This is a genomic window from Mesorhizobium sp. SEMIA396 (genome assembly GCF_024518615.1).
In the GTDB taxonomy this organism is placed as follows: Bacteria; Pseudomonadota; Alphaproteobacteria; order Rhizobiales; family Rhizobiaceae; genus Mesorhizobium.
Map to the genome: position 1 here is coordinate 175,263 of NZ_JANIFC010000008.1, position 24,090 is coordinate 199,352.

The 24,090-nt window shown below is 62.3% G+C and carries 21 protein-coding genes and 1 pseudogene; 6 read left to right on the top strand and 16 right to left on the bottom strand.

The features are described 5' to 3' along the window. Nucleotides 1-53 precede the first annotated feature (53 nt). Entirely contained in the window at nucleotides 54-296 is a 243-nt protein-coding gene (locus tag NP503_RS20195; RefSeq protein WP_127270148.1) for a type II toxin-antitoxin system CcdA family antitoxin, read from the top strand. Beyond that, nucleotides 296-595 carry a CcdB family protein gene (locus NP503_RS20200; protein ID WP_127270146.1) on the top strand — a complete coding sequence of 100 codons (300 nt, stop codon included), beginning with the start codon at nucleotides 296-298 and terminating at the stop codon, nucleotides 593-595. Before NP503_RS20195 ends, NP503_RS20200 begins: the two co-directional genes overlap by 1 nt. 11 nt (nucleotides 596-606) lie before the next feature. On the opposite strand, the gene NP503_RS20205 is transcribed toward NP503_RS20200, so the two are convergent. Both NP503_RS20205 and NP503_RS20210 read right to left on the bottom strand, forming a co-directional pair. Continuing rightward, nucleotides 607-2,232: a hypothetical protein gene (locus NP503_RS20205; RefSeq protein ID WP_127270144.1), complete on the bottom strand. Its 1,626-nt coding sequence runs from the start codon at nucleotides 2,230-2,232 to the stop codon at nucleotides 607-609. 75 nt (nucleotides 2,233-2,307) lie between these two features. After that, nucleotides 2,308-3,606 (bottom strand): adenylosuccinate synthase, encoded by a 1,299-nt coding sequence (locus NP503_RS20210; RefSeq protein ID WP_127267133.1) that lies wholly within the window; start codon nucleotides 3,604-3,606, stop codon nucleotides 2,308-2,310. Nucleotides 3,607-3,814: 208 nt separating this feature from the next. Here NP503_RS20210 and NP503_RS20215 point away from each other — a divergent pair, with 208 nt between their 5' ends. Both NP503_RS20215 and NP503_RS20220 read left to right on the top strand, forming a co-directional pair. Beyond that, nucleotides 3,815-4,720, top strand: coding sequence for a DMT family transporter (locus NP503_RS20215; protein ID WP_127267134.1), 906 nt, complete (start codon nucleotides 3,815-3,817; stop codon nucleotides 4,718-4,720). 151 nt (nucleotides 4,721-4,871) lie between these two features. Next, nucleotides 4,872-5,340, top strand: a pseudogene (locus tag NP503_RS20220) (DUF2231 domain-containing protein). Nucleotides 5,341-5,396: 56 nt separating this feature from the next. On the opposite strand, the gene serA reads toward NP503_RS20220, so the two are convergent. The 5 genes from serA to glmM form a co-directional block, all read right to left on the bottom strand. After that, the gene (serA, locus tag NP503_RS20225; protein ID WP_127267135.1) at nucleotides 5,397-6,998 is read right to left on the bottom strand and encodes a phosphoglycerate dehydrogenase; all 1,602 of its coding nucleotides are present in this window, start codon (nucleotides 6,996-6,998) and stop codon (nucleotides 5,397-5,399) included. 67 nt (nucleotides 6,999-7,065) lie between these two features. Continuing rightward, nucleotides 7,066-8,241, bottom strand: a complete 1,176-nt coding sequence (locus NP503_RS20230; RefSeq protein ID WP_127267136.1) for a phosphoserine transaminase — start codon at nucleotides 8,239-8,241, stop codon at nucleotides 7,066-7,068. A 205-nt stretch (nucleotides 8,242-8,446) separates the two neighbouring features. Beyond that, complete coding sequence (locus NP503_RS20235) at nucleotides 8,447-9,211, bottom strand: outer membrane protein (protein WP_127267137.1); 765 nt, start codon at nucleotides 9,209-9,211, stop codon at nucleotides 8,447-8,449. Between the two features lie 208 nt (nucleotides 9,212-9,419). Continuing rightward, nucleotides 9,420-10,256: an outer membrane protein gene (locus tag NP503_RS20240; RefSeq protein ID WP_127267138.1), complete on the bottom strand. Its 837-nt coding sequence runs from the start codon at nucleotides 10,254-10,256 to the stop codon at nucleotides 9,420-9,422. Nucleotides 10,257-10,527: 271 nt separating this feature from the next. Continuing rightward, nucleotides 10,528-11,880, bottom strand: coding sequence for a phosphoglucosamine mutase (gene glmM / locus NP503_RS20245; protein ID WP_127267139.1), 1,353 nt, complete (start codon nucleotides 11,878-11,880; stop codon nucleotides 10,528-10,530). Between the two features lie 367 nt (nucleotides 11,881-12,247). Between glmM and NP503_RS20250 the strand changes: the two genes are divergently transcribed. Next, on the top strand, nucleotides 12,248-13,084 hold the full coding sequence (locus NP503_RS20250) for a hypothetical protein (RefSeq protein WP_127267140.1): 837 nt from the start codon (nucleotides 12,248-12,250) through the stop codon (nucleotides 13,082-13,084). A gap of 242 nt (nucleotides 13,085-13,326) precedes the next feature. Next, on the top strand, nucleotides 13,327-13,779 hold the full coding sequence (locus tag NP503_RS20255) for a hypothetical protein (protein ID WP_127267141.1): 453 nt from the start codon (nucleotides 13,327-13,329) through the stop codon (nucleotides 13,777-13,779). 248 nt (nucleotides 13,780-14,027) lie between these two features. On the opposite strand, the gene ftsH is transcribed toward NP503_RS20255, so the two are convergent. The 9 genes from ftsH to tolQ all read right to left on the bottom strand — a co-directional run bounded on the left by ftsH (nucleotide 14,028) and on the right by tolQ (nucleotide 23,711). Continuing rightward, nucleotides 14,028-15,956 carry an ATP-dependent zinc metalloprotease FtsH gene (gene ftsH / locus NP503_RS20260; protein WP_023811859.1) on the bottom strand — a complete coding sequence of 643 codons (1,929 nt, stop codon included), beginning with the start codon at nucleotides 15,954-15,956 and terminating at the stop codon, nucleotides 14,028-14,030. A 125-nt stretch (nucleotides 15,957-16,081) separates the two neighbouring features. Then, on the bottom strand, nucleotides 16,082-17,476 hold the full coding sequence (gene tilS / locus NP503_RS20265; protein WP_127270142.1) for a tRNA lysidine(34) synthetase TilS: 1,395 nt from the start codon (nucleotides 17,474-17,476) through the stop codon (nucleotides 16,082-16,084). A 57-nt stretch (nucleotides 17,477-17,533) separates the two neighbouring features. Then, on the bottom strand, nucleotides 17,534-18,643 hold the full coding sequence (gene ybgF / locus NP503_RS20270) for a tol-pal system protein YbgF (RefSeq protein WP_127270140.1): 1,110 nt from the start codon (nucleotides 18,641-18,643) through the stop codon (nucleotides 17,534-17,536). A 224-nt stretch (nucleotides 18,644-18,867) separates the two neighbouring features. After that, entirely contained in the window at nucleotides 18,868-19,374 is a 507-nt protein-coding gene (gene pal / locus NP503_RS20275; protein ID WP_013529149.1) for a peptidoglycan-associated lipoprotein Pal, read from the bottom strand. Between the two features lie 246 nt (nucleotides 19,375-19,620). After that, nucleotides 19,621-19,920 (bottom strand): four helix bundle protein, encoded by a 300-nt coding sequence (locus NP503_RS20280; protein WP_236383235.1) that lies wholly within the window; start codon nucleotides 19,918-19,920, stop codon nucleotides 19,621-19,623. A 101-nt stretch (nucleotides 19,921-20,021) separates the two neighbouring features. Beyond that, entirely contained in the window at nucleotides 20,022-21,332 is a 1,311-nt protein-coding gene (gene tolB, locus NP503_RS20285) for a Tol-Pal system beta propeller repeat protein TolB (RefSeq protein WP_127270138.1), read from the bottom strand. Between the two features lie 40 nt (nucleotides 21,333-21,372). After that, entirely contained in the window at nucleotides 21,373-22,530 is a 1,158-nt protein-coding gene (locus NP503_RS20290) for a TonB family protein (protein WP_127327924.1), read from the bottom strand. 7 nt (nucleotides 22,531-22,537) lie between these two features. Then, nucleotides 22,538-22,990, bottom strand: a complete 453-nt coding sequence (gene tolR / locus NP503_RS20295; protein WP_023811855.1) for a protein TolR — start codon at nucleotides 22,988-22,990, stop codon at nucleotides 22,538-22,540. 10 nt (nucleotides 22,991-23,000) lie between these two features. Next, the gene (gene tolQ, locus NP503_RS20300) at nucleotides 23,001-23,711 is read right to left on the bottom strand and encodes a protein TolQ (protein ID WP_013529145.1); all 711 of its coding nucleotides are present in this window, start codon (nucleotides 23,709-23,711) and stop codon (nucleotides 23,001-23,003) included. Nucleotides 23,712-24,090: the final 379 nt, after the last annotated feature.

Genomic DNA, 24,090 nt, shown 5'->3' on the forward strand with positions numbered 1-24,090 from the left:
TGCGTGGGGGCTTTTATGCGCCTAGATTATGCGCATAAAAGGAGGCCATCTTTATGCTTCAATCGACGTCAAAACCTCAGCGACAATCTGTGAATACGTCCATCGACTCTCGGTTGATCAGCGATGCGAAAGCTTTGGGCATCAATATCTCACGCGCCGCCGAAGAGGGCATTGCAAAAGCAATCTCGGCAGAAAAAACGCGCCGATGGCAGGAAGAAAATAAGGAAGCCATCGACAGCTCCAATGAGTATGTCAGACGCAACGGACTGCCACTGGCCAAACACCGGCCGTTCTGATGGCGCGTTATGATTTCTATAGGAATGCCGCGGGCGGCGGTTATCTTCTCGACGTGCAATCAGACCTTCTTGAAGGACTAAGCACCAGGATCATCATTCCGCTGATGCCGCCCAAGATAGCCCCGGTTCCTGGTCGCCGATTAAACCCGACCTTCACCATAAACGGCAAAGATCATGTGATGGTCACCCAGTTTATGTCAGCCTTCTCTGCCTCGGAATTGCCGGATCCAGAGGGAAGCCTTTCCAGGCACCACGACGACATCGTCGCCGCGCTCGACATGCTGTTCCAAGGCTTCTGAACTGCTCCTTCTCAGCCAGCCGTCTTGGCCTGCCAGGCCTTGATCGCCTCGTCGAACACCTTCTCGCCGGGAATGCCCTTTTCCATGGTCAGCAGTGCCCGCCGTCCGGTCTTGTAGACGACCGGTACGTCGATCCAGTCCTGGCCGCGAAGCAGGGTCATGTTGGCGTCTTCGTCGGCCTTGGTATCGTTGAGCGCGACGAGGAAGAAGCCGTCGGCGATCTTCGCCGGAATGCCGATCAACGGGCTGCCGGCATCCTGTTCCGAACCCTTCATGGCGACGCGCAGGATGTTGTCGACACCGCCGCCCTCGAAACCGTCGGGCGTCAGGAAGATCATCTCGATGATATGGCTGGCCGGCAGTGTCTGATCGGTGTTGCGGCGGATGGTCATGCGCAACTGGATGTCCTTGCCGGGAATGGTGGCCTCGGCACGGATCGCCGGCTCCGGCGGCAGGTCGCCACCGGGCGATTCCTGCACCAGCGACCAGACGATATTGCCGGGCTCGGCGGAGCCCTGGGCGGTGCTGGTGCGCTCCTCGTAGAAGATCGCCTTCTGGCCGACAGGCAGAGCGGTTTCCGCAGGCGCAGCTGCCGGTGCGGGCGGCGTGCCGGCAGCATCGGGCGGCGCTGCCGGGGCAGCTCCGTTGGCAGGCGGCGTTGCGGGGGCGGCACCTGTAGCGGGGGGCGCTGCCGCGGCAGGTGTGCCTGCGGCCGGAGCGGAAATCGCCGGTGCGTTCGTCGCCGAGGGCGGCGTGGTCAGCGCGGCGACCGATTCGCCTTCGCCGATGCCGCTTTGGCCACCGGCCGGACCCGGGTCGACTTCACTGCCCTGCGGCGTCAGCCGCTGCGTGAATTTCGTGCTTTCGGCCTCCGTGCCGCCAGCCGCGGGCGCCGGAGGCGTTGCCGCGGCATCGGTTGCCGGCTTGGCAGGCGCTGGTTTCACCGGCTCGGTCTTGGCGACCTGATTGCCGCCAAGCCCAAGCATTTTGCCGAAGGCATCCTTGTTCAGCCAGATTCCGTAGCCGCCGCCGGCTACGACCAGAAGAGCGACGACGGCCGCGATCAGCCCACCATAGCTGCGCTTGCGCTCGGCGGGACGCAGGCGCTGGAAGGTGTCCGACACCGGCTCTTCGTCGCTGGAAAAGACATCTGCCTCGTCCTCCGCCTCGTCGGCATCCATACCTGGAAGAGGCGTGTCGGCGCGAGCCGGCTGGGAAGGCGCCGGCGTCGCCCTTTGCCAGCTCGGCTCGACCTTGGCGGCAGGTGGTGGCGCGGGCTGATAAGATTCAGGCTTTGCAGCGGGCGGTGCGGGCCAGGCCGATTCGGCCTTGGCCGGCTGCCGTGTATGGCTCGGCTGATTCTTGTTGCGATCGATCGATGAAAAGATGTGTTCCAGCTCCGCCAGCGGATCGGTCTCCGGCAGGCTCTTGGCATAGTCCCGCTCGACACTCGCGATCGCGTCTTCCAGCGAACGCATCTGCGTGGCTATGGCTTCGGCGGCCGGCGGCGGCGAATATTCCTCAAGCTTCTTCGCCAGCATGGTGCGAACGCTGGCATAGATGCGCGTACGCTTTTCCGGCGTCTCGTCGCCATGCTTGCCGAGCGCCTTTTTCAGAATAGCAACGTAATCTGCCATGCTTCAGTCGACCTGTATTTTGTTTCCGCGCCGGCCCCCGCAAATCGGCCGCGATGCCCGGAAAGGCTTCAGAAACTAGTCTTGAAACGGATCGGTCACAAGTATCGTGTCGTCGCGTTCCGGGCTGGTGGAAAGGAGTGCTACCGGGGCACCGATGAGCTCCTCGATGTAGCGGACATACTTGACGGCCTGGGCCGGCAGATCGTTCCAGCTGCGCGCGCCGGCAGTGGTGCCTTTCCAGCCCTCGAGCGTCTCGTAGACCGGTTCGACACGTGCCTGGGCGCCCTGGCTGGCCGGCAGATAATCGATCATCTCGCCGTCGAGACGATAACCCGTGCAGACCTTGATCTCGTCCAGCCCGTCAAGCACGTCGAGCTTGGTCAGCGCGATTCCCTTGATGCCGTTGACAGCGACGGCCTGGCGTACCAGCACCGCGTCGAACCAGCCGCAGCGGCGCTTGCGGCCGGTGACGACGCCGAATTCATGGCCGCGCGTGCCGAGGAATTCGCCGACCTCGTTCTTCTGCTCGGTCGGGAACGGACCCTCGCCGACGCGTGTCGTATAGGCTTTGGTGATGCCGAGCACATAGCCGATGGCGCCTGGGCCGACGCCGGAGCCGGCGGCAGCCTGTCCGGCAACCGTGTTCGACGAGGTTACGAACGGATAGGTGCCGTGGTCTATGTCAAGCAGCGTGCCCTGCGCGCCCTCGAACAGGATACGCTCGCCAGCCCGGCGCTTGTCGTCGAGGATCTTCCAGACCCGGTCCATATAGGGCAGGATGTCGTCGGCGACCGAGGTCAATTCCTGCATGATCGCGTCATGCGTGACTTCCGCATGGCCAAGCCCCCTACGCAGCGCATTGTGGTGCGTCAGCAGCCTGTCAACCTTCACGGGCAGTGTTTCCAAATCCGCCAAGTCCATCACCCTGACCGCGCGCCGGCCCACCTTGTCCTCGTAGGCGGGGCCGATGCCACGACGGGTCGTGCCAATCTTCGTCCCGGAATTGGATGCGGCGTCCTCACGGAATCCGTCCAGCTCCCGATGCAGGGACAGGATAAGCGCTGTGTTTTCGGCTATTTTCAGGCGATCCGGTGCGACTTCGACACCTTGCGCCTTGAGCTTGGCCACCTCGGCGACGAAAGCATGCGGGTCGAACACGACGCCATTGCCGATGATGGACAGCTTGCCCTGGCGCACGACGCCCGACGGAAGCAACGACAGCTTGTAAACCTTGCCGTCGACGACCAGCGTATGGCCGGCATTGTGGCCGCCCTGGAAACGCACCACGACATCGGCCCGCTCCGACAGCCAGTCGACGATCTTGCCCTTGCCTTCGTCACCCCACTGCGAGCCGACGACCACCACATTGGCCATGTTTCTTTTCCCTTGAGACGCCGCCAAGCGGCTTGAATATGGTTCGAAACGACAGGCCTCTATAACGTCAAGACCTCGCGAGCGCGACCTTTCTTTGCCGTCGAAAATGCCCTGAGGCACAACAATTTTCGGCTTTGACATCATTTACTTGGGCGAGTGACCGCAATAGGCCGGCAAACACCGCAGCTCCGGCGACTGGAATCCCGCGATGCATCGAAGCGCCTACATATTCCTGCTGCTCACCACCTTGCTCTGGGGCGGAAATTCGGTGGCCGGCAAGCTGGCGGTCGATCACGTCTCGCCGATGACGCTGGTCTTTCTGCGCTGGGTGCTGGCCGTGGCGATCATGCTGCCCATCGGCTGGAAGACCATCCAGAAGGACTGGCCGGTCGTCCGCAAGCACTGGTTCGTGCTGGTCGCCCTCGGCGCCAGCGGCTTCACCCTGTTCAACACCATCTTCTACACGGCGCTCAACTACACGACAGCGATCAATGTCTCGATCGAACAGGCGGCGATGCCGATCCTGATCATGACTGCCAATTTCGTCTTCTTCCGCCTGCGCGTGAACTGGGCGCAGATTGTCGGCGTCGTGCTGACCATCGCCGGCGTGATCCTCACCGCCTGCCATGGCGACCCGCGCCGGTTGTTGACGCTGGAACTCAATTTCGGCGACGCCATCATGCTGGTCGCCGTGTTTCTCTACAGCGGCTATTCGGTCGGACTGCGGTTGAAACCGGTGATGCATTGGCAGAGCCTGATGCTGGCCCTGTCGGTTGCGGCACTCGTCACTTCGCTGCCGTTCTTCCTGTGGGAGGTCGTCGCCGGCAAGGTCATCATGCCCGATGCGCGCGGCTGGACCGTCATCGTCTATACGGCGATCGGCGCCTCCGTCGTTTCGCAGATCTTCTACATCAGAGGCAACGAACTGATCGGCGCCAACCGCGCCGGCCTGTTCATCAATCTGGTGCCGATCTTCGGCACGCTGCTGTCGGTGCTGATCGTCGGCGAGACGTTCCACCTCTATCAGGCACTGGCTTTGGTGCTCGTGCTGGGCGGCATCGGGCTTGCCGAATACAGCGGGCGCAAGATGGCGGTGGCGGACCACCGCAGATGACATGTGGCGGCTGACGCTCTCCCCGTTGCAGCGATTCACGCGAACAGCATGGATCTAGCCAATGGCCCGGAAACAGCGGCATAAACCCTGCCGCGTCCTCACTTGGAACATTTCACCTCCAGCGGAGTTTGAACGGCAGGGAGGCGACATGATGAGCCCGAACCCTCGCAGCACGGCAAGCATTGCCGGTCACCCTATCCATCCCATGCTGATTCCGTTTCCGATTGCCTTTTTTGTCGGCGCCTTCGTTTGCGATCTTATCTTCTGGCGAACAGCCGATCCCGGATGGGTCACCGGGTCGCTTTGGCTTCTCGGCGCAGGCCTGATCGATCATGGCAGCCCTGGCTGCGCTTGCCGGCCTGACGGATGTTCTCGGCGATGTTCAGATCCGCAATCTCACGACGGCATGGCTCCATGCCGGCGGCAATGTACTCGTCGTGTTGATCGAGCTTTACAACTGGTACTCGCGGTATGCCGGCGGAGCGGCGGCCGTGATGCCAACCGGCTTCGTCCTATCGCTGATCGTGGTTCTCATCCTGCTGTTTACGGGCTGGAAGGGTTGGGAACTGGTCTACCGACATCGCGTGGCTGTCTCCGATGGATCCGACGAGTTGACCTGAACCGGCCGCCGCGGCGGCCGGCCTCAACGAGGGGGTCGGCGACCGCCTGTCCTCGATCACATCGCGTTGATGTCGAACTGCAGCCGCTTGGCCGAGTCGATCGACTTATGCGCCTTGACCTTTTCCAGCACGGCTTCCGGGAACGGCGCGTCGAGATAGAGCAGCGCTATGGCATCGCCGCCCGGCCGGTTGCGGCCGAGCTGGAAGTTGGCGATGTTGACGCCGTTCTCGCCGCAGACGGTGCCGAGCAGGCCGATGATGCCCGGCGCGTCGGCATTGGTGGTGTAGAGCATGTGCTGGCCGACCTCGGCATCGAGGTTGATGCCCTTGATCTGGATGAAGCGTGGCTTGCCATCCGAGAAGCATGTGCCGGCGATCGAGCGCGTCATGTGCTCGGTCTTCACCGTAAGCTTGATGTAGCCGTCGAACACGCCCGATTTGTCGCGCTTGACCTCGGCGACGATGATGCCGCGCTCCTTCACCATGATCGGCGCCGACACCATGTTGACGTCGGAGACCTGAGGCCGGATCAGCCCGGCGAGTGCGGCGCTGATCAGCGCGCGCGTATTCATCGTCGCGGTGGAGCCGTCGAACAGGATCTCGACCTCCTTGATCGGATCCTCGGTGACCTGGCCGACGAAGGCGCCGAGCACTTCGGCAAGCTTGACGAAAGGCTTCAGCCGCGGCGCCTCCTCGGCGGTGATCGACGGCATGTTGATGGCGTTGGAGACGGCGCCCTTGATCAGATAGTCGGCCATCTGCTCGGCAACCTGGAGCGCGACATTCTCCTGGGCCTCCGTCGTCGAGGCGCCGAGATGCGGCGTCGCCACCACATTCTCCATGCCGAACAGTTCGTTGTTCTCGGCCGGTTCGACCTCGAAGACGTCGACGCCGGCGCCGGCCACCTTGCCGCTCTTCAGCGCCGCGATCAGGTCGGCCTCGACGACCAGCCCGCCACGAGCGCAGTTAATGATGCGCACGCCCTTCTTCATCTTGGCGATCGCCGCGGCATCGATGATGTTGCGCGTCTTGTCGGTCAGCGGCGTGTGCAGGGTGATGAAATCGGCGCGGGCGAACAGTTCGTCGAGCTCGACCTTGTCGACGCCAAGCTCCTCGGCACGGCTGTCCGACAGGAACGGGTCGAACGCGATGACGTGCATCTTGAGGCCAACGCCGCGCGTCGCGACGATCGAACCGATGTTGCCGCAGCCGATGACGCCCAGCGTCTTGCCAGTGATCTCGACGCCCATGAATCGGTTCTTTTCCCATTTGCCGGCATGGGTCGAAGCGTTGGCTTCCGGTATCTGGCGGGCAAGCGCGAAGATCATTGCCACCGCATGTTCGGCTGTCGTGATCGAATTGCCGAACGGCGTGTTCATCACGATGATGCCCTTGCGGCTTGCCGCCGGGATATCGACATTGTCGACGCCGATGCCGGCACGGCCGATGACTTTGAGATTGGTAGCGGCGTTGATCAGTTTTTCGGTGACCTTGGTCGCCGAGCGGATGGCGAGGCCATCATACTGGCCGATCACTTCGGCGAGCTTTTCCTTGTCCTTGCCGAGATCGGGCAGATAGTCGACCTCGACGCCACGATCCTTGAATATCTGCACGGCGGTGGGGGAGAGTTTGTCTGAGACGAGAACGCGGGGCGCCATGGCGGCCTCCTTGAAATGGATTTGATCCTGATGGGAATGGGCGACCCGAAGGCCGCCGCGAATGATCTCAGGCCGCCGCTTTGAGCGACGCCTTCTGCGCGGCGAAGGCCCAGTCGAGCCAGGGCAGCAGCGCCTCGAGATCCGACGTCTCGACCGTCGCGCCGCACCAGATGCGCAGGCCGGGCGGTGCGTCGCGATAGGCACCGATATCGTAGGCGACGCCTTCCTTGTCGAGCACCGACACCAGCCCCTTGGCGAAAGCCGCCTGCCCCTCGGCGTCGAGCGCGGACACGTCCGGGTCGGTGAAGGACAGGCAGACGGACGTGTTCGACCGTGTCGCCGGCTGGACGGCGAGATGACCGAGCCAGGAGGATTTGCCGACAAAGCGATCGAGGACGGCCGTATTGGCATCCGCCCTGGCGATCAGCGCGTCGAGACCGCCGGTCGACTTCGCCCAGTTGAGCGCATCGAGGTAATCCTCGACGCACAGCATCGAGGGGGTGTTGATGGTCTCGCCCTTGAAGATGCCTTCGATCAGCTTGCCGCCCGAGGTCAGGCGGAAGATTTTCGGCAGCGGCCATGAAGGCTTGTAGGTCTCCAGCCGCTCGACGGCGCGAGGCGACAGGATCAGCATGCCGTGAGCGCCCTCGCCGCCCAGCACCTTCTGCCAGGAGAAGGTGACGACATCGAGCTTTTCGAAGTCGAGCCTCTGCGCGAATGCGGCGGAAGTCGCATCGCAGACGGTCAGGCCCTTGCGGTCCGCGGGAATGAAATCGCCGTTCGGCACGCGCACGCCCGACGTGGTGCCGTTCCAGGTGAAGACCACATCGCGGTCGAAATCGATCTTGGTGAGATCAGGCAGTTCGCCGTAGCCGGCTTCGATCTTGCGCACGTCGGCGAGCTTCAACTGCTTGACCACGTCGGTGACCCAGCCGGAGCCAAAGCTCTCCCAGGCGACCATGTCGACGCCGCGCTCGCCAAGCAGCGACCACAGCGCCATCTCGACCGCGCCGGTGTCCGACGCCGGCACGATGCCGATGCGGTAACCCGCCGGGACCTGGAGAATTTCCCGCGTCAGCTCGATCGCCTGTTCGAGCTTGGTCTTGCCGATCTTGGCGCGGTGGGAACGGCCGAGCGCGGCATTGTTCAGCGCCTCGACCGACCAGCCGGGACGTTTTGCACAGGGACCTGAGGAAAAATTGGGGTTTGCCGGACGGAGTCCGGGCTTCGTATGCGTCGTCATCGTGGTCTATCCTTCCAGATAGTGGCCCCTCGTTGGGGAGGGGTGGCCCACGGACGGCGATATGCGTTCAGACTTCGGGCGTCAAGAGGAAAGTTTTTGTCGCTGCCGGGATACCGGCGATCCCTGATCAGGATGTCGTGACTTCAGACGCAAACGGCGGACCCCGAAAGATCCGCCGTCTGCGTTTTCGTGCATGCCGTACCTACTACCAAAGATCGTAGCGCAGCCCAAGCTTGACCTGATGATTGCTGATCCCCTTGCGGATCGGATAGGAATCTAGGCTCTCGGCGGCTACATATTCGGCGTCCGGGGCGGAGAAATACTGATAGCCCAGGTCGACGGAAACGTTCTTCGATACCTGATAGGCGAGGCCCGCATTCAGCGTGTAGGCCAGCGAGTACTGGGTCTTGCTGTCACTTACAGCAAAATCGTCCGTGTCGTCGCCATTGTCGGTGAAATAGCTTGCCGACAGGGTGCGCTTGCTGCGGACGATGCCGATACCGGCGCCGAGATAGGGTGTGATGCCGACATAGGTGCCAAGATCGACATAGCCGTTGAGTATGCCCGACAAGGCGTAGTTCTTAAGGGATGCCGACGCCACGGTCGGCTCTGCGGCAGTCGCTGAATCGTCATAGCCGACGCCGATCTCGTTGCCGGGCAGATAGCCGAGATTGAGGTCGGCGCGCAGATAGTCGTTGAAATGGTAGCCGAAGCCGATGCTGGCAAAGATCGGATCTTCCTTGTCGCTGAAGGCTGCGGTTTCGGTGGCGAAATCATGATTGTCGAAGCTCTTCTGCGCCAGATAGGAGACGTCGCCGCGCAGATACCAGCCGGAACCGACCTCGACCGGGACGTAGTCGGGCGCCTGGTCGACATAGATCGGCGGATCGTAGTCGGCCGCGTGCACCGGCGTCAGCGGCAGGAAGGCCAGTGCACCGAGCGCCAGCGCCATACGCGATGTAAGTTTCATGGTCCCCGACTCCCGAATTTGGCGCAGCCCGCAATCGCAGCGGCAGCCATCGTTTCAAGGAGCATTGTTAACCATAGTGGTTAAGTGCCGGTTAAGGCTAACAGAGCGTTAGCGAATTCATTTCCCCTGTCGATTCCAGGCGGCCCAACGAAAAACCGCCCGGCTGAGGCCGGGCGGTTTGTGAAGAATGCAAGTAATGTAGATGCTGTTACTTGGTGTAGATCGGCTCGGGTTCGGGCTGGTAGGCCACGACCGGCGCGGCGCAACCGTTGCTGCCACCGAACTGGTAGCGCAGGCCACCGCGCACTTCGTGCGTGTTGATGCCACGATCGAAGCCGGGACCGGAGCTGGTGATGTTCCAGTCGAACATGCGGCCGCCCTGAATATGGGAGAAGCGGTAGCCGGCATCGAGAATGATCTTGTCGGTCAGGCAGTACGAAGCGCCGGCCATCAGACCGTAGGCGAAACGCCAGCTTGATCTGCCGGGATTGAACTCGGTGGTGTTCGGGTCATAGACATCATCCCACTTGACGCGGGCGCCGCCGATGCCGGCGCCAACGTAAGGCGTGATGCCATGGTAGGTGCCGAGATCGACATAGGCGTTGGCAAGCAGCAGCAGGGCGCTCATCTTCGATACTTCGGTCGAAGTACCGTTGATGTCCGAGGTGCCGCCGTTGAAGTTCGACTTGAACCAATAGTCGGCCGTCAGGTCGGTCCGGAAGTGGTCGTTGATCTTGTAACCAACGCCGGCACCGAGCGAGAAACCGCCCTTGAGCTTGCCGAAATCGAAACTTCTGGTGCCGGGCGTGACCGTACAGTTACAGGGATCGACGGTGTAGGTCATATAGTCGATGCCGCGCACGGTCGACTTGTGATAATCGATATCGCCGCGGATATACCAGCCGCCGACCTCGACCGGCTGCTCGTAGATGGCCTGAGGCGGAGCCTCTTCAACCATCGGCTCCGGCAGATCGGCCGCGAACAACGGCCCTGCCAACCCTGCGAACAGGAAGGCGAGCAGGGCCTTTCTTGCTGTCTTGAACATGCTTGTCACCCCTGAGAAGCTCGGAACGGCGAACCCGCCCGAAATGCGATTGGCTTTCAGTCGTGGATAATGAATTGCAAAGGTTAAAAGGCGTTTAACCCTGTTGCTTAACCACGAATCTCGAAACTTCTAGGGATAGGCGCGAGATTTACGGACACCGAACAAAGTGGCGGCTGACAAGAAAAAGCCCGCCGAGGGGCGGGCCTTGGACCGGTTAAGGGAGCGCGGCGCGCCTGGTTGTCAGATCCACGTCCTGCTGGACGCGCTGGGATCAAGCGGCGCTGCGCGTTTCCGAGATGATGTCCACTATGCCATTGACCACGGACTCGACCAGTTGCGGGTCGTCGCCTTCGGCCATCACGCGGATCAGCGGCTCTGTCCCTGATGGCCGGATAACCAGCCGTCCGGTCTTGCCGAGGCGGTTGCGGGCGTCTTCGATGGCGGCCTTGACCGGCGCCTCCTCAAGCGGCTTGCCGCCGGAAATGTGGACGTTCTTCAGGAGTTGCGGCACGGGTTCGAATTTCTTCGACAGTTCGCTGACCGGCCGCCCCTGCCGCTTGATGCAGGCGAGCACCTGCAGCGCCGAGACCAGGCCGTCGCCGGTCGTCGAAAAGTCGGACAGCACGATATGACCCGACTGTTCGCCGCCGACATTCAAGCCATGCGCACGCATATGCTCGACGACATAACGGTCGCCGACCTTGGTGCGGTGCAATTGCAGCTTCATGTCGCCGAGGAAGCGTTCGAGGCCCAGATTGGACATCACGGTTGAGACGACACCACCGCCGGCAAGCCGCCCGCTCTGGTGCCAGGATTCGGCGATCAGCGCCATGATCTGGTCACCATCGACGATCGCGCCGTTTTCATCGACGATGACGACACGATCGGCGTCGCCGTCGAGCGCGATGCCGATGTCGGCGCGCACTTCGTGCACCTTCTTTTGCAGGCCGGCCGGATGGGTCGAGCCGCATTCCTTGTTGATGTTGAAGCCGTTGGGCTCGACATTGATGGCGACGACTTCGGCGCCCAGTTCCCACAGCGCCTCGGGCGCCACCTTGTAGGCCGCGCCATTGGCGCAATCGACAACGATCCTCAAGCCGGCGAGCGACATCGAGCGCGGCAAGGTGCGCTTGGCGAATTCGATGTAGCGGTCATGCACGCCGTCGACGCGCTTGGCGCGGCCAAGCCCGTCGGAATCGGCGAGCGCCAGTTCGATATCCTTGTCGAGCATGCTCTCGATGCGCTCCTCGATTTCGTCGGAGAGCTTGTAGCCGTCGGGTCCGAACAGCTTGATGCCGTTGTCGTAATAGGGGTTGTGCGAGGCCGAGATCATGACGCCGATATCGGCGCGCAGCGAACGCACCAGCATGGCGACAGCCGGCGTCGGGATCGGGCCGAGCAGGAACACGTCCATGCCGGCGGCACAAAGACCGGCGACCATGGCATTCTCGATCATATAGCCGGAAAGCCTGGTGTCCTTGCCGAGCACGACACGATGTCGATGGCTGCCGCGCTGGAAGGAAAGGCCGGCGGCCATGCCGACCCGCATAGCGATTTCAGCCGTCATCGGAAACTTGTTGGCGCGTCCGCGAATGCCGTCCGTGCCGAAATAATTCCCTGCCATGCTAGTCAGCTTCCTCGACGTTTCTTCCCCGGCACGTCATGCCACAATTGGCCAGGGCGCTATGATCACATTGTGTGATTATACGTTACCAATCCTTAGAAAACCATTGTTGTGCACTGCACACACGTGGCCGCAACCTGACATGCCCAGACTGCCATGTTGCAATATACAAGTCATGCGAGCCTTTCAGCGCGGATGCACCAGGAAAATCTTGCTCTGAACCAGACAACGGACAACGATTTCATCACCTTATCGGGAGAAACCGGTTTTCGGCGATATATACGCCACTTAGCATCTGGCGCAACCGCCCGTTGAGCGATATTGATCTGCAGGGACGTATCATGGGCTGCTGCAACGGAGAAACGCTATGCTCATCCACCGACTTGCCACTTTGACCGGCCTCGCCGTCGCGACCTTGTTCCTGGCCGCGCCAGCCAACGCACTGACGATGGCCGAGTGCAGCACGAAATACAACGCCGCCAAGGATGCGGGGACACTCGCCGGCGCGACCTGGAACCAGTTCCGCAAGGCTCAGTGCGGCACCGACGCCGCCGCGACGACCGACGCCAAGCCGGCCGATACCACGAAGGCTGCCGAGACGAAGCCGGCCAAGGCAGCCAAGGCTGCCGCCGCTGCGGACGACAGCACGGCCAAGGGCCTGACGGCGAAGGAATGCAGCACCAAATACCAGGCGGCGAAGGCTGCCGGCACGCTGAACGGCATGAAGTGGAACGACTTCCGCAAGTCCGAATGCGCCGCCGGTGCATCCGCCGCTGCCGCCGCCAAGCCGGCAACCACCAAGGCTGCCGCGGCCCCCGCCGACGGCAAGGGTCTGAGCATGGCCGAATGCAGCACCAAGTATCAGGCCGCCAAGACGGCCAGCACGCTGAAGGGCATGAAGTGGAACGACTTCCGCAAGACCGAATGCGGCGCCGGCGCATCGGATGACGACACGGTGCCGGCCGCCGACGAGGCCAGCTACACCACGGAGCCGGCGAAGCCGACGACGGCTGCGCCCAAGGGCGTCAAGTTCCCGTCCGCGATCTCGGCGAAATATGCCAGCGAGACCCCCGGAAAGGGCCGCATGCACACCTGCCTCGACCAGTATTATGTCCTCAAGGACGCCAACGCGCTCGGCGGCCTGAAGTGGATCCAGAAGGGCGGCGGCTTCTACAGCCTGTGCAATGCCAAGCTGAAGGGCTGATCGCTTAGCCATAGTCTCCAAACAAAGGCCCGCGCATCGCAAGATGCGCGGGCCTTTTTTGTTGCGCGAAGACGCACGCTGCCTTGCTCGCATCTGCATGTCGCCGGGCTGCTGGCATCATCAATTCGCCTACACTGCCCACCGCCAAGCTCATCGGTAGTCCGTAAAGATTCTGGTTGAACATATAGAGAACAAACCATATACAAAAAGACGCCAAACTTATTATCAACCAGGAGGGTCTTATGCACGGTTTGAAATTGGCGGTATTGGCTGCGACCGCATTTGTCGCTTGGAGCGTCGCCCCCGCAAGCGCACTGACGATGAAGGAATGCGGCGAGACCTATCGAACAGCCAAGGAAGGCGGCACTCTGAACGGCATGGACTGGACGGCTTTTCGCAAGGAGAAGTGCGCGACATCAGCAGCGGACAGTGTCAGCGAGGATACGGTCAAAACCGAGCCGCAGACGAAAAAGGAAACCAGCGCGGCGGTCGCCCCCACTGTAGCGCCCGCGGGCGTGACATTCCCGACCACGCTGGCCGGCGAGTTCAAGACCGAAAAGCCCGCGAAGGCGCGCATGAAGACCTGTCTGCAGGGCTACCATGGCAACAAGGACGCGGGCACGTTGAACGGCCTTCGCTGGATCCAGAAGGGCGGCGGTTATTACAGCCTGTGCAATGCCAAGCTGAAGAGCTGAGCGACAAGGCATCTGAAGAAGAGAAGGCCTGCGAACCGCAGGGTTCGCGGGCCTTTTTGTTGCCTTCGAGGGCACGCCAGCGGCGACGTTGCCAATCTCCCCCCTTGCGGGGGGAGATTGGCTATCACCTAGGCTTTCGCCAATCGTCACCGTCGCAGATGCGAGGTCGCGGACAACTCCTCCTCAACGCCAAAAACAAAAAACGCCGCGGAGTAAGCCGCGGCGTTCGATGAAATCAGTGGTCAAGCTCAACTCGACGGCTGCGGTTCCATACCGCCTTCGGGCTCAGGACCCTTCTTTCGCCGGCCGCCGGACTTCGGCACGGCCGAGCCACGGCTCGGCGGCGTATCGTCGCCGAGGTCGCGCGCGGGCTTGTGGCCGGCGATCAACTGCTTGATCTCCTCGCCGGACAGCGTCTCGTATTCCAGCAGGCCCTGCGCCAGCGCGATCCATTCCTTCTTCTTCTTGGTCAGGATGGACTTCGCCGACGAATAGGCCTCGTCGATCAGGCGGCGCACTTCGGCATCGATGATCTGCGCCGTTTCTTCCGAGACGTTCTGCGTGCGGGCCACGGAATGCCCAAGGAACACTTCTTCCTGGTTGTCGCCATAGGCGACATGGCCGAGCTTGTCGGAAAAGCCCCAGCGCGTGACCATGGCGCGGGCCAGCTTGGTCGCCTGCTCGATATCCGAAGAGGCTCCGGAGGTGATGTTCTCCTTGCCGAACTTGAACTCCTCGGCGACGCGGCCGCCCATCATGATGGCGAGACGCGAGATCATGTATTTGTAGCTCATCGAATAGCGGTCGCCTTCGGGCAACTGCATGACCATGCCGAGCGCGCGACCGCGTGGAATGATCGTGGCCTTGTGCAGCGGATCGGCCGATGGCACGTTGAGCGCGAGAATGGCGTGGCCGGCCTCATGGTAGGCGGTCAGCTCCTTCTCGGCCTGGGTCATGGCCGACGAGCGGCGCTCGGCGCCCATCATGATTTTGTCCTTGGCGTCCTCGAATTCGGCCATGGTGACGAGGCGCTTGTTGCGCCGTGCCGCCATCAGCGCGGATTCGTTGACGAGGTTCATCAGATCGGCGCCGGAAAAGCCCGGCGTACCGCGCGCGATCACCTTGAGGTCGACATTGGGCGCCAGCGGCACGTTGCGCACATGCACCTTGAGGATCTTCTCGCGGCCGACGATGTCAGGGTTCGGCACCACGACCTGGCGGTCGAAGCGGCCTGGCCTGAGCAGGGCGGGGTCAAGCACGTCGGGCCGGTTGGTGGCGGCGATCAGGATGATGCTTTCGTTGGATTCGAAGCCGTCCATCTCGACCAGCAGCTGGTTCAGCGTCTGCTCGCGTTCGTCGTTGCCACCGCCGAGGCCGGCGCCGCGATGACGGCCGACAGCGTCGATTTCGTCGATGAAGATGATGCAGGGTGCGTTCTTCTTGGCCTGGTCGAACATATCGCGGACGCGGCTTGCACCAACGCCTACGAACATCTCGACGAAGTCAGAACCGGAAATGGTGAAGAACGGCACATTGGCTTCGCCGGCAACCGAGCGGGCGAGCAGCGTCTTGCCGGTTCCCGGAGGGCCGACGAGCAGCACGCCGCGCGGAATCTTGCCGCCGAGCCGCTGGAATTTCTGCGGATCGCGCAGGAACTCGACGATCTCTTCCAGATCTTCCTTGGCTTCGTCGACGCCGGCAACATCCTGGAAGGTGACGCGGCCATGCGCTTCGGTGAGCAGCTTGGCCTTCGACTTGCCAAAGCCCATCGCGCGGCCGGAGCCGGACTGCATCTGGCGCATGAAGAATATCCAGACGCCGAGGATGAGGATCATCGGCAGCCAAGAGATCAAATAGCCGAACAGCGAATTGGAACCGTCTGTTTCAGGCCGCGCATTGATGGTGACGTTCTTGTCCTGCAGCCGCGAGACCAGCGAAGGATCGCCGGGCGAATAGGTCTGGAAGCCGCTGGCATTGTCGGTGTAGGTGCCGCTGATGCGGGCGCCCGCGATGGTCACCGTCTTGACCCGGCCCGCCGCGACATCCTGCAGGAACTGCGAATAAGGCACATCGCTGGAAGCCCCTCGCGTCTGCGGCGTCTGGAACAGATTGAACAGGGCTATGAGCAGGACCGCTATGATCGCCCAGAGCGCGAGGTTGCGATAGTTCGGATTCATCAATTGTCCCGTTGGCGTCCGCGGGGCGGACACGCGTCATGAGAGGAAACTTGCGCCTAACATAGGGAGAGCACCTCCCCTTGCCAAGCATAACAGCACGTCTGGGTTAAGCTTTCGCGCAACCATCAGCCGGCACTATGGCCGCTGAAAGGCAAGGGCGGGACCGGGGCCGCGCCAATCAGCCCGGCGACGGCCTGCGCCGGCGCCAGGTCGAAGGACGGCAGGAAGCGGGCAAAGGGACTAACGACCGGCCGCACTTCCACCATCGCCGACTTCAGTTCATATCCAGGCAAACCAAGGCATTCCCCGGCGTGCCACAACGCCGGTTCGGCCGCGAGCGCGGCGCGCATCAGGCTCGGCGGGGCTTTTCCTTGGCCCGTCGCCAGCCGCTTCGCCGCTGCCGTGCCTAGCGGGGCAATCAACAATGCGCTGCTGCTGTCGTTCAATGTGATGCGCCGGCGGCCATCCCACAGGGTGCTGCCAGTAAGGGTTGCGGCGGCGGGCAGGCCGCGCGCCTCGCGGCGCAGGAAGATGCCGGAGCGCCGGGAATCGACAACCGTCCGCGACAATGTGGCGCAAAGAAATCCAGCCCTCAGCCGACCGAACAGAGCCTCGCTGCGGGCCTGATCCGGCAGGAAGGCAATTCCGCCGGTCATGGCCAGCAGGATACGCAACGCATAGACGGCCGCTCGCTCGTCGCCTGTGTTCAGCAAGAGCGGATCAAGACGAATGAGCCCGCAGGACAGCCGGGTCGCGAAATCGCCGATCAAACTTGCGGCGGCGAGGCCGAGTTGACTGCGCGCGCGGCCCTCATGCGCGGCCAGCGCCAGTGCATCGTCGATGCGCTGCGCACCGTTGCTGTCGGCAAGGGCTGCCCGCACACGCGGCCGCTCGAAGGCCGCGTCGATATTGGTGGGGTCGTCGGCCCAGCCGACATTCTCACGCCGCAGGACGTCGCGCAGCGCCTCGCGCCGCAACCCGAGAAGCGGCCGAACGATCCACTCGCGCCAGTCATACAAGGTGGCCGGCGCCATGCCGGCAAGTCCCCGGCCTGCCATTTCGGCATGGCCTTGGCCCCCGTCCCGCGCCAATCCTTCCTCGCGCGCTTGCCGCATCAGCACCGTCTCTGCCTGGTCATCGGCGGTATGGCCGGTGAGGATCAGGCCGATGCCTTCGGCTTGTGCCGCCTCGGCCAGCAGCCGGTAGCGCGCCTCGCGAGCGGCGGCGGGCAGGCCGGTCGATGGCTTGGGGCCCGACCATGTCAGGATGCGGTGTGAAATTCCGAGTCTGGCGCACAGCTTCGCCACTGTTTGCGCTTCCGCAGCCGAACCGGACCGCAAACCGTGGTCGATCGTTACCGCCAGCAGCCTGGTTGCCGGCGCCTTACGGTCGAGATGGTGTCTGAGAAGAAGGAGCAGGGCGGTCGAGTCGCTGCCGCCGGACACGGCCGCAACAGCGCCGCTGGTAAAATCGATATGCGAAAAAGGGTTAGTCGAAAGGTCCGGCTCGGTGTCGAGCATAATGCATGTCGCCCAAAAGTGATCCCGGTTTCAGGACAACGACATGTAGGACAAGGATCAGCAGGCAGCCAGAGCCTTCTCCTGCTTGACGCGTTCCTTGAGCGCACTGGAAATATCAGGGTAGCGCTTGCCGACCTCGCTGAAGGTGGCACAGGCAACATCATGCTGCTTGAGGCCGACCAGCGACACGCCGAGCTTCAGCAACATGTCGGGAGCTTTCTTGGCCTTGGGGTAGTCCTTGCTGGCGGCAAGGAACGTCTCGGCCGCGTCGCGGTATTTCTGCTGGCCGAGCAATGACTCGCCCAGCCAGTAATGCGCGTCCGCCGCCTTCGCATCCTTGGGGAAGCGGGCGATGTGATCGCGAAAACCCTGCTCGGCGGTGCCGTAGTCGCCCGAGAGGATGAACTGGTAGGAGTTGCGGTAAAGCTCTTCCGGGTTGTTGGTGGCGGGCAACGCCGCGACCACCGTATCGGATTTTCCGGCCTTGGGCGCCGCCCCGGCGACTGGCGCGGTGTCCTGCGCCGGCGCGGTCGATTGCGTGTTGCCGCCGGCATCGATGACATTGCCGTTCTTGTCGACGGTGATGGTGCCGAAATTCTTTTCCGGCGCTCCCGTACCGGGAATAACCTTTCCGGGGTCGCCGTCGGGAGATTCGACGATGACATCCTCGACCGTCTTGCCGCCTGCCGATTGATCGTTGGCGGGCGCGGCGCCGGCATCGGCCGGCGCCCGTATTGCCGGGGCCGCCGCCACATCGTTGTCGGTGCCGGTGGTGGCGTCCGATTTCTTCTGCGCCGGCGGCTGCCCGCCTTGCGTGCCGCCGCCTTCCAGCTGCTGGAAGCGGAATTCATTGTCTTCCTGCTGCTTGCGGATCTGCTCCTGCATCTGCAGGACCTGGAAATTGAGTTCCTCGATCTTGCCGTTCATCTGCCGCAGCTGCTCTTCCAGGCTGGTGACAGCGGCAGGATCGGATTGCACCAGCTGAACCTGGTCCGGTTTCTTCTTTTGACCGAAAAGGTTGGGCAATTCGATACTGGGAAGATGGAAGGTAAAGCCGCTGTCGGTTGATTGCCCCGTGCCGCTCGCCCCGGTGCCGCTGGCCAGGGCGGTGACGCCTGATAGGAGCAGCAGCGCAAGCGTGCCGCTCAGAACCGATCTCAAATGCATGTGCCTCTCGCAGTGATTTCGTTAGCTTGTTCGCGCCTTCCAATCAGCATGGGACCAGCCAAGCGCCCTCGGCTCATAGCAGGAGCCGAGACTTCGGCCAAATTTTGTTTCGGGCATCCGGATGTGAAAAAGGCGGCCCCCAAGGCCGCCTTTCGCACAGGTATGTTGCATTTTTACCGCTAGACGGCCGCCGTTCTTGACGCGCCGGTCGGCTGCGTGATGCTTCAGGAGCCAGCGCCGCTAAGCGTGGTGACCGCGCGGCGGTTCTGCGACCAGCAGGAGATGTCGTCGCAAACCGCGACCGGACGTTCCTTGCCGTAGGAAATGGTCTTGAGACGGCTGGCCGAGACGCCCTTGGCGACAAGGAAGTCACGGGTGGCGGCGGCGCGGCGGGCGCCGAGCGCCAGATTGTATTCACGTGTGCCGCGTTCGTCGGCATGACCTTCGACGACGATGGCATACTGCTTGTACTGGTTCAGCCACTGCGCCTGGCGCGAGAGCGTCGTCTGCGCGTCGGCACGGATCGAGGTCGAGTCCGTATCGAAGAAGATGCGGTCGCCAATGTTGACGGTGAAGTCCTGCGCCGATCCGGGTGTTGCGGCGCCGGCGCCGTTAAGGCCAAGATCGGCCGCGTTGTTCGGCGTCTTCTTCGAGGCGCAACCTGCGATGGCGAGCATCGCCACCAGCGCGATCATGACCGGGTTTCTGGTAAGTGCTGCAATACGGCCCATGCCGCCTCTCCTTCGTATTTCGAGTGATCTAATTTGAGTGATTTCGTTGATCACCCAGTAACCACGTTTGGGTTAACCGGCATTCAAGAAACACGGTTAAATTTTGGTTTAAGCTGCCCGTCCGCAGCCGTTTTGGCCTGAAGCCACATTTCACGCGGACCCTAGGCGTAAATACGGCCAAAACGCGACAAAGAGATGGAAATGAGGAATTGAAGAGTTGGGGAATTGAGGAACTGAAGAGAGAATTCACTTCAGCTTTTCTCTCAGATTGATCAGCATGCCGTAGATATGGGCATAGGATCGCAGCCAATCGTCGTGTTGTGTCTGGCTGATGTATCCAAGGTCGAACGCATAGGAAATCCACGTCTCCACCTCGCTGCATGACCCCATTGCCATCGAAATGAACCGCGCGAATTCGGGTTTGGAGTGAGTCTGCTTGGCAAATCCTTCAGCCAAATTGGCGCAGATTCCTTTGCTGGAGCGACGCAACTGATCAGCCAGTGCGTATTGCTCCATTTTCGGGAAAGCGAGCTTTATGGACGTCAAGAGAAACCACATAAGCGCGCTTATATACCTCTAGATCCTTCGCGCGATTAATGTAGCCGCCCGCCTTCTCCATTCTTCAGTTCTTCAGTTCCCCAGTTCCTCTATTCAAGCAGCGGCGACCAGGCCGGGTCGGAAGCGAAGTTCGCCGTCGGGATCGATTGTTCGTTGCGTCCGGTCAGATCGACCGAAACCAGTTTGGGCCCGCCGGCGGAATCGCGGAAGAACATCAGCACGCGGCCGTTCGGTGCCCAGGTCGGTCCCTCCTGCTGGAAGCCGGAGGACAGGATGCGCTCGCCCGATCCATCGGTCTTCATGACGCCGATCTGGAATTCGCCGCCGGTCTGCTTGGTGAAAGCGATGAGGTCGCCGCGCGGCGACCATACCGGCGTCGAATAGACGCCGTCGCCAAAGGAAATGCGGGTCTGGCCCGAGCCGTCGGCTCCCATCACGTAGATCTGCGCGCGGCCGCCACGGTCGGAGGTGAACACCACCTTGCTGCCGTCGGGCGAATAGGACGGCGAGGTGTCGATGGCGGTCGAGTTGGTCAGCCTCGTCGTCGAGCGGCTGCGCAGGTCCATGGCGAAGATGTTGGAATTGCCGTCGTCGCGCAGCAGGCTCATGATCACCTTCTGGCCGTCGGGCGAAAAGCGCGGCGCAAAGGTCATGCCCGGAAAGTTGCCGACCAGTTCGCGCTGCCCCGTTTCGATCTGCAGCAGGTAGACCCGCGGCTGGCCGCTTTCATAGGACATGTAGGTGATTTCCTGCCGGTTCGGCGAGAAACGCGGCGTCAGCACGATCGACCTGCCGTCCGAGAGATAGCGAACGTTGGCGCCGTCCTGGTCCATGATCGCGAGGCGCTTCTTGCGCGCATTCTTGGCGCCGGATTCGTCGATGAAGACGACGCGGGTGTCGAAATAGCCTTTTTCGCCGGTCAGCCGCTCATAGATGGCGTCGGCGATGATGTGGGCGACACGCCGCTGATTGGCGTCGTTGGCGAAGAACTGCTCGCCGGCCATCTGCTGGCCGGCAAAGGTATCCCACAACCGGTACTGGGCGCGGATGCGGCCGTCGGCTTCCTTGCTGACGCTGCCGGTGACCAGCGCCTGCGCGTTGATCACCTTCCAGTCGTCGAAGCGCGGTGCTGCATCGGGGTTGGTGATCTTCTCGATAAAGGCGCTTTTGTCGATCGGAGCGAACAGACCCGAACGCTTCAAATCGGCGGTGACGATTTGCGAAATCTGCGCCCCAAGCGCGTCGCCGCCCTGGAAATCCGTGATGGCGATCGGCAGCGGCTCGACGTTGCCCTTGTTGACGTTGAGTTCGACCAGCGCCAGCGCCGGCAACGTGCTGGCCGCGGTCATGCCCATCGCCATTGCTGCGACCATCAGGAGCGGCTTGAGGATTGATTTCATGTCTTCTCGCTTCTCGTACTGATTTCCGGATACCCGGGCCTTAGAGGCCCAGCATCTCCCTTGGATCGAAGGTGACGCGGACGTCGGCCCAGATGTCCTGCTTGCCGGCGGGAACTTGCAGGCCAGTGACATCGCATTTTTGCACCGCACGAACGGCACTTTCGTCGAACTGGCGGTTTCCGCTCGACGTTTCGACCGCCGGGCGTCCGTCCAGCTTGCCGGAGGCATCCAGGTTGAACCGCACCACGACGACGAAGTTCTCGGAACCTTCAAGGCCCGCGGGAAGGGTCCAGCAGCCGCCAAGCTGGCTTTCCAGAGCACCCATTTCGGACCTGGAAAGCTTCTGGCCCTGATCCTTGTCGCCGCCGAGCGACGCCTGCTGGGTCGAGCGCTTGGCGCCACCGCCGGATGGTTTCTGCTTGTCGAGGAGCGCGGAGATCTCGTCGGCGTTGAATTGCTTGTCGTCGGACTTCGGCTTCGACGACGCTTCCTTGACCGGCTTGTCGGCGTTCTTGCGTTCCGGCGCCTTGGCGCTTTCGGCCTGCGCCGGCTGCGGCTTCGGCCGCGCTTCCGGCGCGGGAGCGGAATCCGGCAGCTGCGTCGCCTCGGCGGGCGGCTCCTGCGCTATGGCTTCAGCGACGGCGTCAGGCTTGACCTCGGGCGTCGGATCGATGGCAGCGGTCTTGTCCTGCGGTGGCGGGGTTGGCGCCGGCTTGGCCGGTGTCGGCTTGGGGTCGGCCTGCTTGACCGGCTCGGGCTTGACCTCTTCCTTGGGCGTGGGCGCCGGCGCCACTTCCGTTGCCGGGGTGGGCTTGGGCTTCTCCTGCGGCTTCGGCACGTCCTCGGGCTTCGGCTTTTCGATCGGGGTCGGCGCGGGCGGCGGAGCCGAGGTCGTGTCGACGGGCTTCGGCTTGGCTTCCGGCGTTATCGGCTTGTCGGTGTCGACGCTGTTCTCACCGACCTTCTGCGCGTCCGGAACGATGTCCGGGCGCTGCGTCGGCACAGGTGCCGGCTTTTCATGCATCACGGCCTTCTTGTCGCCCTGCAACGTCTGCGCAATGGCTTCCATCGGCACGATATCGACCGCGACCGACTCGACGTCGGACGACGGAAGTGCCGCCGGCGCCGTCAGCGTGAACAGGCCGAAGGTCAGCGCCGCCGTATGCAAGATCACCGATGTGGTGAGGCCGGTCTTCATCGCGCGTCTATTGGTCCTGTTCCTGCAGTGAAACCAAGCCGATGTTCTTGTAGCCAGCGGCCGAAATGCGGGCCATCACCTTCATCGCCGTGCCATAGTCGGTGGACTTGTCGCCGCGGATGAAGATGCGCTCCTCATAGCCGGTCTTCGAGATCGCCTGCAGCTTGGCCACCAGCTCCTCGATCGGGATCTCGGTTTCCTGCAGATAGATCTGGCCGGCGGCGTTGATCGAGACGGTGATCGGCTGCGTGTCGGCATTCATCGCCTTGGCCTGCGTATCCGGCAGGTCGATCGGCACGCCGACCGTCAGCATCGGTGCGGCGACCATGAAGATGATCAGCAGCACCAGCATCACGTCGACCATCGGCGTGACGTTGATCTCGGACATCAGTGCATGGTGACGGCCGCGCCGCCTGTGGCCGCGCCCGCCGCGCCCTCCCATGCCCATGGACATACCCATCTGCTACTCCTCAGGCCTTGGGGGCCACTTTTTCATCGATTTGGCGCGAGAGTATGGCGGAGAACTCGTCGGAGAACCCTTCCATGCGCACGGCTATCTTGCTCGCATCGGACGACAGCTTGTTGTAGGCGATGACGGCCGGAATGGCGGCGAGCAGGCCGATGGCCGTCGCCAGCAACGCTTCGGCGATGCCCGGCGCAACCACTGCGAGACTGGTGTTCTTGGAGCCGGCGATCGCCTGAAACGACGTCATGATGCCGATGACGGTGCCGAACAGGCCGATGAAAGGTGCCGCCGAGCCGGTGGTGGCGAGGAAACCTAGGCGGCCTTCCAGCTTTTCCATCTCGCGGGTCAGCGCCAGGTCCATCGCCTTGTCGATGCGGGTCTGCAGGCCGAGCGGCGACTTGGCGCCCTTCTCGAAACTCTTCTTCCACTCGCGCATGGCGGCGACGAAAATGGCGCCCATGCCGGTGGTCTTGCGGTCGGCGAGCGTGCGGTAGAGCTCCTCCAGCGACTGCCCCGACCAGAACACCTGTTCGAACCGGTTGAGCGCCAGCCGCATGCGGGCATAGGAAACCAGCTTGTCGACGATGATCGCCCAGGTCCAGACCGAGGCGCAGAGCAGGCCGATCATGACCAGCTTGACAACCCAGCTGGCCGAAACGAACAGCGACCAAACCGACAATTGCGCGCCCGGGTCGGCGAGTGCGATATTTTCCATCGTTACGTCCTTAAGATTTTCCGGGCGAAGCTGGCGGCTGGCCCCTGGCATCCCTTGTGGTCGGTTCGCACGAAGCTACCGGAACAACCCCAAACTGTGCCGTTATCGGCCTTTTCGGGGCAAATATTGGTGAAAGGAAGGCGTTCGATAACGCCAATCTTCACCAATCTCTTCATGAACCGTTATGGTTAAGGATGGGTTAGTATATAAGGCGCGGCGCATTGCCACGCCCAATGGCAAGGCCATCAATTCAATGGCTGCGCTAGGGTGTGCTGAGATTCAGGTCAGGCCGAGCCGAAAGCGGTAGATTCCGAGAACCGGAGCGGAGCGTACTTTCGTACGTGAGCACAGTTCTACCGCGATGCGGTAGAACGGGGAA

Coding starts and splice junctions, on each gene's coding strand:
- NP503_RS20195 (WP_127270148.1), top strand. CDS start 54: ATGCTTCAATCGACGTCAAAACCTCAGCGACAATCTGTGAATACGTCC.
- NP503_RS20200 (WP_127270146.1), top strand. CDS start 296: ATGGCGCGTTATGATTTCTATAGGAATGCCGCGGGCGGCGGTTATCTT.
- NP503_RS20205 (WP_127270144.1), bottom strand. CDS start 2,232: ATGGCAGATTACGTTGCTATTCTGAAAAAGGCGCTCGGCAAGCATGGC.
- NP503_RS20210 (WP_127267133.1), bottom strand. CDS start 3,606: ATGGCCAATGTGGTGGTCGTCGGCTCGCAGTGGGGTGACGAAGGCAAG.
- NP503_RS20215 (WP_127267134.1), top strand. CDS start 3,815: ATGCATCGAAGCGCCTACATATTCCTGCTGCTCACCACCTTGCTCTGG.
- serA (WP_127267135.1), bottom strand. CDS start 6,998: ATGGCGCCCCGCGTTCTCGTCTCAGACAAACTCTCCCCCACCGCCGTG.
- NP503_RS20230 (WP_127267136.1), bottom strand. CDS start 8,241: ATGACGACGCATACGAAGCCCGGACTCCGTCCGGCAAACCCCAATTTT.
- NP503_RS20235 (WP_127267137.1), bottom strand. CDS start 9,211: ATGAAACTTACATCGCGTATGGCGCTGGCGCTCGGTGCACTGGCCTTC.
- NP503_RS20240 (WP_127267138.1), bottom strand. CDS start 10,256: ATGTTCAAGACAGCAAGAAAGGCCCTGCTCGCCTTCCTGTTCGCAGGG.
- glmM (WP_127267139.1), bottom strand. CDS start 11,880: ATGGCAGGGAATTATTTCGGCACGGACGGCATTCGCGGACGCGCCAAC.
- NP503_RS20250 (WP_127267140.1), top strand. CDS start 12,248: ATGCTCATCCACCGACTTGCCACTTTGACCGGCCTCGCCGTCGCGACC.
- NP503_RS20255 (WP_127267141.1), top strand. CDS start 13,327: ATGCACGGTTTGAAATTGGCGGTATTGGCTGCGACCGCATTTGTCGCT.
- ftsH (WP_023811859.1), bottom strand. CDS start 15,956: ATGAATCCGAACTATCGCAACCTCGCGCTCTGGGCGATCATAGCGGTC.
- tilS (WP_127270142.1), bottom strand. CDS start 17,476: ATGCTCGACACCGAGCCGGACCTTTCGACTAACCCTTTTTCGCATATC.
- ybgF (WP_127270140.1), bottom strand. CDS start 18,643: ATGCATTTGAGATCGGTTCTGAGCGGCACGCTTGCGCTGCTGCTCCTA.
- pal (WP_013529149.1), bottom strand. CDS start 19,374: ATGGGCCGTATTGCAGCACTTACCAGAAACCCGGTCATGATCGCGCTG.
- tolB (WP_127270138.1), bottom strand. CDS start 21,332: ATGAAATCAATCCTCAAGCCGCTCCTGATGGTCGCAGCAATGGCGATG.
- NP503_RS20290 (WP_127327924.1), bottom strand. CDS start 22,530: ATGAAGACCGGCCTCACCACATCGGTGATCTTGCATACGGCGGCGCTG.
- tolR (WP_023811855.1), bottom strand. CDS start 22,990: ATGGGTATGTCCATGGGCATGGGAGGGCGCGGCGGGCGCGGCCACAGG.
- tolQ (WP_013529145.1), bottom strand. CDS start 23,711: ATGGAAAATATCGCACTCGCCGACCCGGGCGCGCAATTGTCGGTTTGG.